Source organism: Bradyrhizobium sp. STM 3809, assembly GCF_000239795.1.
Taxonomy (GTDB): Bacteria; Pseudomonadota; Alphaproteobacteria; order Rhizobiales; family Xanthobacteraceae; genus Bradyrhizobium.
Window position 1 is genome coordinate 1 of the sequence record NZ_CAFJ01000641.1, and the last position, 7839, is coordinate 7839.

The 7839-nt window shown below is 69.3% G+C and carries 7 protein-coding genes and 1 pseudogene; 2 read left to right on the plus strand and 6 right to left on the minus strand.

The features are described 5' to 3' along the window. From BRAS3809_RS28535 to BRAS3809_RS28545, 3 genes are all read right to left on the minus strand, one after another. On the minus strand, positions 1-411 hold a 411-nt coding region (locus BRAS3809_RS28535; RefSeq protein WP_035659190.1), incomplete at its 3' end, for a tellurite resistance TerB family protein. Between the two features lie 136 nt (positions 412-547). After that, a complete protein-coding gene (locus tag BRAS3809_RS28540; protein ID WP_008965482.1) occupies positions 548-1924 on the minus strand; it encodes a cytochrome P450 in 1377 nt (458 codons plus the stop codon). A gap of 212 nt (positions 1925-2136) precedes the next feature. Beyond that, a complete protein-coding gene (locus BRAS3809_RS28545) occupies positions 2137-3507 on the minus strand; it encodes a hypothetical protein (protein ID WP_008965483.1) in 1371 nt (456 codons plus the stop codon). A 181-nt stretch (positions 3508-3688) separates the two neighbouring features. Between BRAS3809_RS28545 and BRAS3809_RS28550 the strand changes: the two genes are divergently transcribed. Further along, positions 3689-5371 carry an MFS transporter gene (locus tag BRAS3809_RS28550; protein WP_008965484.1) on the plus strand — a complete coding sequence of 561 codons (1683 nt, stop codon included), beginning with the start codon at positions 3689-3691 and terminating at the stop codon, positions 5369-5371. Between the two features lie 170 nt (positions 5372-5541). Here BRAS3809_RS28550 and BRAS3809_RS28555 read toward each other — a convergent pair whose 3' ends face one another. Together BRAS3809_RS28555 and BRAS3809_RS28560 are read right to left on the minus strand one after the other, a co-directional pair. Continuing rightward, entirely contained in the window at positions 5542-5757 is a 216-nt protein-coding gene (locus BRAS3809_RS28555) for a cysteine rich repeat-containing protein (RefSeq protein ID WP_035659195.1), read from the minus strand. 119 nt (positions 5758-5876) lie between these two features. After that, positions 5877-6164, minus strand: coding sequence for a hypothetical protein (locus tag BRAS3809_RS28560; protein ID WP_008965487.1), 288 nt, complete (start codon positions 6162-6164; stop codon positions 5877-5879). Positions 6165-6491: 327 nt separating this feature from the next. On the opposite strand from BRAS3809_RS28560, the gene BRAS3809_RS28565 reads away from it, so the two are divergent. Beyond that, positions 6492-7559 carry a polysaccharide deacetylase family protein gene (locus tag BRAS3809_RS28565; RefSeq protein ID WP_008965489.1) on the plus strand — a complete coding sequence of 356 codons (1068 nt, stop codon included), beginning with the start codon at positions 6492-6494 and terminating at the stop codon, positions 7557-7559. Positions 7560-7631: 72 nt separating this feature from the next. Here BRAS3809_RS28565 and BRAS3809_RS28570 read toward each other — a convergent pair. Then, positions 7632-7839 (minus strand): annotated as a pseudogene (locus BRAS3809_RS28570) (hypothetical protein); the annotation flags it as partial.

Consider the following 7839-nt stretch of genomic DNA (forward strand, 5'->3'; position numbering starts at 1 on the left):
GCGGGTCGAGATGCCGAGCAGCTCCGAGGCGCGCCACACCACATTGTCCTCGAACTCGGTCACCTTGCCGTCGGCATAGACCAGCTCCCACATCATCTCGACGATGCGCAGCCGCCCGGCCTCGTTGACCTCGCGCATGATCACGCTGGTGAAGCGATAGAGGTCGACCGCCTCGCCTTCCGCCAGCATGGCCTGGGCGATCAGCCGGTCGGCGGCGCCGTGATCGAGCCCGAAGCGCAGCTCGATCAGTCCGTGCAGCTTGCGCCGCTCGGCCTCGCTCGGCTCGCCGTCCAGCGAGATCACGTGGATCAGCAGCGCGGTCGCCGCCAGCTGATAGCCGTTGTCGTCGAACGCCGGCGTCTCCTGCGGCGACACGACGTCGGCGATGAATTGGCGCAATCCTTCGAGCATGGCGTCCTTCGCGCTGGTATGTCGGGTCCTCGGCCGGCCCGCTTCCTCAATATGCGAACCGCTGTCGGATCCGGCAATCCATGCGGCCGCCCGGAGCGCATGACATTTCGGTAAAGTCGCGGGACCGCGCCGCAGCTCAGCGCGGCGTGATCCTGAACAGCGGCGAGCGATCGGGCTGGGTCGTCACCACGCCGACCGGCATCACCGGCGCGCGGTCGATGAGCTCGATCCGGAATGCGCCGACCAGCCGCGCCAGCGCGAGCACGGCCTCGACCAGCGCGAAATGCGCGCCGATGCAGACGCGCGCGCCGGCGCCGAACGGCAGATAGGCGAAGCGCTCGGGCGGCGGCGAGCCCGGCAGGAAGCGCTCCGGCATGAACGCGTTGGGCGCGCGCCACAGCCGCTCGTGACGGTGCAGGAGCCAGGGCGAGATCAGGACCACGTCGCCGCGCTTGACCTGGAAGGCCGCGATCTGGTCCGGGCCGCTGGCGGCGCGTGCGATCAGGAAGGCCGGCGGATACAGGCGCACCGTCTCGTCCATCACGGCGCGGGTGAACGGCAGCTGATCCGGGTTGCCGGGATCGGTCGCGCCCTGCACCTCCTGGGCGAGCTTCTCCTGGTTGGCCGGATCGAGCGCGATGAGATACAGCGCCCAGAACAGCGCCGTCGCCGTGGTCTCGTGGCCCGCGAGGATCATGGTCGCGACCTCGTCGGCGAGCTGCGCATCGGTGAAGGCGGCGCCGGTCTCGGGGTCCCGCGCCGCGCCCATCAGGTCGAACAGGTCGCGCGGCGGCGCATCCTCGAGCTTGCCGGCGGCGCGGCGCTCGGCCATCAGCATGGCGATGAAATCGGTCCAGCGCCTGCGGAATCGCCGGCGCGCAAAATCGCGCGGCGTCGGCCAGGACAGCGGCAGGACGATGTCGAGCAGATGCGGGCTCGCCAGCCGCGTGCCGTACTCGAACACGAAGTCGCGCAAGGTCGCGCCATGGCGGCCCATTTCGAACGAGAACATCGTGCGACCGGCGATGTCGAGCGTCATGCGCTGCATGATCTCGCGCAGGTCGAGCGGCTGGCCGCATTGCTGCCGCAGCCGCGCGACGGTCTCGTCGGTCACCGCGACCATGTGCGGAATGAGGCCGGAGACGGCGCGCGGCGTGAACGCCGGCGCCAAGGTGCGGCGCTGGTGCTTCCACGCCTTGCCTTCGGCGATCAGCAGGCCTTCGCCGAGCACCGGCCGCAGCACGCGGATGGCGCCGACGGTGCGGGCGTAGTTCTCCCAATTGTCGACCAGCACATGCTTGATGGTCTCGGGCGTGTTGAGAATGTAGCTCGAGCTGCCCAGGAAGCGGCCGCGGACGATCTCGTCCTCATAGGCGCGCTGGCTCCAGGTCGAGATCGCGTTCTCGCCCATCATCAGCACGCGGCGCAGGGTGCCCATGCTGTCGGGCGCGCGCGGCGGCATCGGCGGCACCAGCGGTGATCGGGGCAGATAGGTAACGTCGGCGGTGCTCATGGGCGGCCTTTCGATCCCGGTTCGTGCAGCCGATGACCGAACAGCGATCTCGAGGCGGCGCTCGCAGACGCGCCGACGCCGCGCGAGACGGATCGGCACGGACGTGTCCGAAACCTGGTCTCGGAGGTAACGTTCGTACCTTTCGCCTCGCTGGGACAAGAGAGCGCTGTCGCGCGCTCTCCGTGACCGTTACGTATCATCGTACTCCACAACTAATTAGTCAGTTCGATCATCGCAATTCTACTTTCCGATGCAGGCCAAACACGGGCGGTGATGCGTTCCTCGTTGAACAGTCCGGTGACGCTGCGTCCGATGTCGCCCGCCGGCAGCCGCAATGTCGTTGCCGCGTCCGTAGGTACTCCCTTCTGTACGTCGGCCGGTTCCTTGCCGTCGAGAAGCACGATGTCGCGGGGCAGCCCGAAATAGCCGCGGGGCCTCGACATGATGACGATGGCACCCGCGCCTGCATCGGCCTGGCCGAGCGGGCGCGCCGCGCGCAGATGCACGACATCGGACGAGCGCGGGAACGGCGAGCGGTAGAAATGCGTGATCGGAGCGCCCGGCGACGTCAGCACGATCTCGATATAGGACGTCGAATCGATCTGCGCAGGCCCCCAGCGTCCGTCGGCGCCGGTCTGGCCGCGATAGAGCGGCTCGCCATTGCGCGCGCCGGTCTCGCCCGAGACGCGGTAGACCTCCACGCCGGCGCCGGCGACGGGCCGGTTGGTCGGCGCGCCGCCCGGTGTTCCGGTCACGAGGCCGCTGATGCGCACCTCGGCTTCCGGCTGGATCGCGATGAAGGCCGGCTCGCGGCCGGCGATGAACTTGTAGATCTCGCGGAACGCGCGCGGATGAAACGCGACCTCGCGATGATCGAGCGCGCCGATCACCAGGTTGGTCGCGCCCTTCAGCGCCGGGCCCTCGGCGGTGATGCCGGTGGGCACCCCGGGCTTGCCGACCAGGCGGCCGTCGGCCTGCGCGTATTTGTCCAGCCCGTCGCTGCGCAGGGTCAGGAACGCGGTGCCCGGCGTGACCTCGCTGTCGCCGGAGTTCAGCCCGCGCAGGAACGGGCCGCGGCCGTTGAACTCGCTGCCGGGGCTGTCGTCCCAGTCGAACACGCCGTGATTGGGCGTGCCGCACAGCACGGCATGGCTGACATCGGCGCCGCCGCCGTTCTTCACGACGTTGCGGATCGCATTGCCGCCGCGCGAACTGCCGACCAGCGCGACGCGCGCCGCGCCGGTTCGCTCCTTCAGCGCCTTGATCGCATCCATCAGCTCGCGGCGCTGATCGTCCGTCGACGAGCGGTTCGGCTGCGCCACCGCGTCGTCATTGCGGGCGAGCGGATCGGTGAAGTTGAGCGCGGCGAGGCGCGACCGCGGCACCCCGTTGGATTCCATCCGCCACAGCGAGGTCATCCACAGCGCCGCGTGATCGCCATTGCCGTGCACGAACAGCACCGGCGGCATCTCGCCCGCCGCTGCCGCGGGCGCCGTCTGTGCCAGCACGGGCAAGGGCAGACCGCCCGTGAGCAGGGGCAGGGTTCCCATGCCCTTGAGGATGCTGCGGCGCGTCAGTTTCATCGGCGATCTCCCTTTGGTCTCGTTGATCTCGGGTTCGTTGGCCGCGGTTCAGACTCACCCCGGTATTGAGGGGCACTGGACAGCGGCGGACATTCGCAGGCATCACATAGGTCCGGGCGGAATCAAGCGATAGTTCAATGCGACAGAGCTCAAGGCGACGTGCCGACATGGACCGACCTGCATGAATGCGCCGCCGAAACGGGAGCTGTTCGCGGCCGAAGGCATCGCCGCGCCGCTGCGCCACACCGTGTTCCGCCGCATCTGGCTGGCGAGCCTGCTGTCGAATCTGGGCCTGCTGATCCAGGCCGTCGGCGCCGCCTGGGCGATGACGCAGATGACGTCGTCGGCCGACAAGGTGGCGCTGGTGCAGACCGCGCTGATGCTGCCGGTGATGTTCATCTCGATGCCGGCGGGTGCCATCGCCGACATGTATGACCGGCGCATCGTCGCGCTGGTCGCGCTGGCGGTGGCGCTGGGCGGCGCGACCACGCTGACAGTGCTGGCCTGGCTCGGCATGGTCACGCCCGAGCGCCTGCTCGCGCTGTGCTTCGTCATCGGCAGCGGCATGGCGCTGATGGGTCCGGCCTGGCAGTCGTCGGTCAGCGAGCAGGTGCCGCCGGAGACGCTGCCGGCCGCGGTCGCGCTCAACGGCATCAGCTACAACATCGCGCGCAGCTTCGGCCCGGCGATCGGCGGCGTGGTCGTCGCCGCCGCCGGCGCCGTCGCGGCCTTTGCCGCCAATGCGCTGCTGTATCTGCCGCTGCTCGCGGCGCTGTTCCTGTGGCGGCGCGTGGTCGAGCCGAGCCGGCTGCCGCGCGAGCCGCTCAACCGCGCCATCGTCTCCGGAGTCCGCTACATCATCCATTCGCCGTCGATCCGGATCGTGCTGATCCGCACTCTGGTCACCGGCATCATCGGCGGCTCGATCTCGGCGCTGATGCCGCTGGTCGCGCGCGACCTGCTGCATGGCGGCGCGCAGACCTACGGCATCATGCTCGGCGCCTTCGGCATGGGCGCGGTGGTCGGCGCGCTCAATATCGGCGAGATCAGGAAGCGGCTGTCGGGCGAGGCGGCGATCCGCGCCTGCGCGCTGACGCTCGGCGCGGCGACCGCGGCGGTGGCGCTCAGCACCGAGCCGGTGCTGACGGCGGCGGCGCTGGTCGTCGCCGGCGCGGTGTGGATGCTCGCGGTCGCCCTGTTCAACATCGGCGTGCAGCTGTCGGCGCCGCGCTGGGTGGCCGGACGCGCGCTGGCGGCGTTCCAGGCCGCGATCTCCGGCGGCATCGCCATCGGCAGCTGGGGCTGGGGCCGTCTCACCGACGCCGCCGGCGTCGAGGTGGCGCTGCTGGTGTCGGGCGGCTTGATGATGATCTCGCCGCTGCTCGGCCTGTGGCTGCGCATGCCGCCGGTCGGCGCCCGCAACGAGGATGGCGAGACGCTGGCCGATCCCGAGGTGCAGCTCGAATTGACGCCGCGCTCCGGCCCGCTGGTGGTCGAGATCGAATACCGCGTCGCCGAGGACAATGCGCGCGCCTTCCACGATCTGATGCAGGACGTGCAGCTCAGCCGCCAGCGCAACGGCGCCTATGGCTGGTCGATCGCCCGCGACATCGCCGATCCCGAATTGTGGACCGAGCGCTATCACTGCCCGACCTGGATCGACTATCTGCGCCAGCGCAACCGCTCGACCCGCGCCGAGCGCGAGCTGCACCAGCGCGCGATCGATTTCCACGTCGGGCCCGACCCGGTCCGCATCCGCCGCATGCTCGAGCGCCCGTTCGGCTCGGTGCGCAGCCGCGACGACATCGACCGCACCGCCGAGCAGGCACCGGCCGTGGCGAGCGCCGCGCGGAGCGGGCCGTAGCTCGCCGTCTTTGCTCATCGACGTCGAAGCAGAGGGACGACTGCTCTTTCCGCGTCATTCCGGGTTCAAGGCCTGCGGCCTTGCCCCGGAATGACGTCGGGGGTGGCCTGAATTCAGAAGCTCCCACATGCGGTCTCGTAATCCGCATGGCGCGCATCTGAGGCCGGCGGCTACTGCCCGTTGTCGGTCAGCACCTTGTCGCAGGCCTTGGACAGCTTGGCGCGGTGCTCCTTGAGGCACGCCAGCACGGCCTGGTCGCCGTTGTTCATGACGGCCCGGCAGTACCGCGACACGTCGCGCGCGCAGGCGTCCTGACCGGGCTGCTGCTGGGCCGAGGCGGCCGACGCCATCAGGACCAGCGGAATGAGACCTAAAAACCTGCGCATGACCGACGCCTCGCTCCCGGCGATGAAGGGTTGGCGGCGCTTTTAGTGGCCACAACCGGGCCTCGCAAGCGCCTCGGTCGCAGCCGAGGCGCGCGAGCCGGGGTTGGGAGCCGCCGCGATCAGTTGGCGTCGCCGGCCTCGGCGACCTTGCCGCCGCGCTTGAGGACCTCCTTGTCGAGCACCGTGCGGCAGCCCGACGAGAGCGAGGAGCGGTTCTTGATCATGCAGGCGGTGATCGCCGGGATGTTCGGGATCTCGCTGCTGCACAGGCGGAAGGCGTCGCCGGTGCACATCTGCTGCGCCTCGGCGCTGAAGGCGAAGCTCGCGCTCGACGCGACGGTCGAGAGGGCGGCGGCGGCGGCCGCCGTCAGGGCGGCGGTGCGCAGGAAAGTGAAGGTCTTGGTCATGGCTGGCTCCCATTGGTCCGCAGCAGCGCGGGCCCGTTGTTCAATGGACCCATCATGGTCGGATCGCTCTCTCGCAACAGTGACGCGGGTCACGCCAGATCGGGCCGCTTCAACCCTGGTCCCTGCGGGCCGCACGGCCCGTCGCCGCGGCGACATGCCGCTCCGCTGAACGGCCGATCGGGACGCGCATGGTGCCGGAAATGTTCGCCGATCCCGGCGGTGTTGGGACCGCGTTAACGTTTCGTTGGCACTAATGGAAGCTGATTGAGGGGCCGGACGCCGTCGTGTCCGTCCATCGCGTGTCTCGCGTTTTCGGGAAGAGTAACCATGCGTAATGCGTTAGGCTTGATGCTGGCCACCGTCGTCGCGGCGCTGGCGATCACCGGTGTCTGGTATTGGGTTTCGAAGCCGAACGCCGCCAAGGCCGCCGCGCAGAGCGCCGCGGCGAATCCGGCCGACCTCCCCGCGCCACCCCCGGCGAAGGTCGCCGCCAAGAACGCCAAAGACGGCGCCAAGGACGGCACGAAGGACGATGTCGACTATACCGGCACGGTGCCGGCCAGGCCCGCGGCCTCCGCCGCCGCGCCGGTGCAGCCGAAATCGACCTGCGCCAATCCGGATGCGCTCGGCATCTCCCGCACCGTCGTGGTCGACACCACCGGCGGCCCCGGCTTCGGCCTCGATCATTTCAAGCAGTTCGACTTCCTCGCCGACCACGAGGTCGTGCTGACCTTCGATGACGGCCCGTGGCCGGGCAACACGCCGGCCGTGCTGAAAGCGCTGGCCGACGAATGCACCACCGGCATCTTCTTCTCGATCGGCAAGCACGCGACCTATCATCCGGAGATCCTGCGCCAGGTGCTGGCCGCGGGTCACGTCGTCGGCGTTCACACCTGGTCGCACGCCAATCTCAACGGCAAGAAGATGACCGACGAGATGGCCAAGGAGGAGCTGGAGAAGGGCTTCAGCGCGGTGAAGTTCGCGCTCGGCACCAATCCGGCGCCGTTCTTCCGTTTCCCGCAGCTGCAGCACCGGCCGTCGGCGGTGGCCTATCTCGGCAGCCGCAACGTCGCGATGTTCTCCTGCGACGTCGACAGCTTCGACTTCCGCTCCAAGGATGCCGAGCAGGTCGTCAACACCGTGATGACCGGGCTCGAGAAGAAGGGCAAGGGCATCATCCTGATGCACGACTTCCAGAAGAACACCGCGCTGGCGCTGCCGACCCTGCTGCGGCGGCTCAAGGCCGGCGGCTTCAAGGTCGTCGCCATGAAGCCGAAGGGCACGCTCGACACGCTGCCCGAATATGATGCGATGATCGGCCAGGATCCGAAGCTGCCGACCACGATGACCAATGCGCGGCCGATCTCCAGCGTGATCCAGACCGTGCAGCAGTGACGTCGGCTCGCGTGGCAGAATGACAAGGCCGGGCGGTTGCCCGGCCTTTTGTTTGCCGCCCGTCGCGCCAGCTCACCAATAGATGCCGTGGCGGTGCAGCTCGCGCACGATCCGGGCTTCGGTCCAGCCCTTGGCGCGCGGCTTGGCGGCGCGCGCCGATTTCGACCGTTTGGACGGGGTCTGCGCCTCGGCGGCAGGGGCGGGCTGCGGGGCCGCTGCTGCCGCCGTGGGCTGCGCCGCGGCCGGAGTGGCCGCCGGGGCGGACGCGGCCGGCTGGGCG

Coding starts and splice junctions, on each gene's coding strand:
- BRAS3809_RS28545 (WP_008965483.1), bottom strand. CDS start 3,507: ATGAAACTGACGCGCCGCAGCATCCTCAAGGGCATGGGAACCCTGCCC.
- BRAS3809_RS28540 (WP_008965482.1), bottom strand. CDS start 1,924: ATGAGCACCGCCGACGTTACCTATCTGCCCCGATCACCGCTGGTGCCG.
- BRAS3809_RS28565 (WP_008965489.1), top strand. CDS start 6,492: ATGCGTAATGCGTTAGGCTTGATGCTGGCCACCGTCGTCGCGGCGCTG.
- BRAS3809_RS28560 (WP_008965487.1), bottom strand. CDS start 6,164: ATGACCAAGACCTTCACTTTCCTGCGCACCGCCGCCCTGACGGCGGCC.
- BRAS3809_RS28550 (WP_008965484.1), top strand. CDS start 3,689: ATGAATGCGCCGCCGAAACGGGAGCTGTTCGCGGCCGAAGGCATCGCC.
- BRAS3809_RS28555 (WP_035659195.1), bottom strand. CDS start 5,757: ATGCGCAGGTTTTTAGGTCTCATTCCGCTGGTCCTGATGGCGTCGGCC.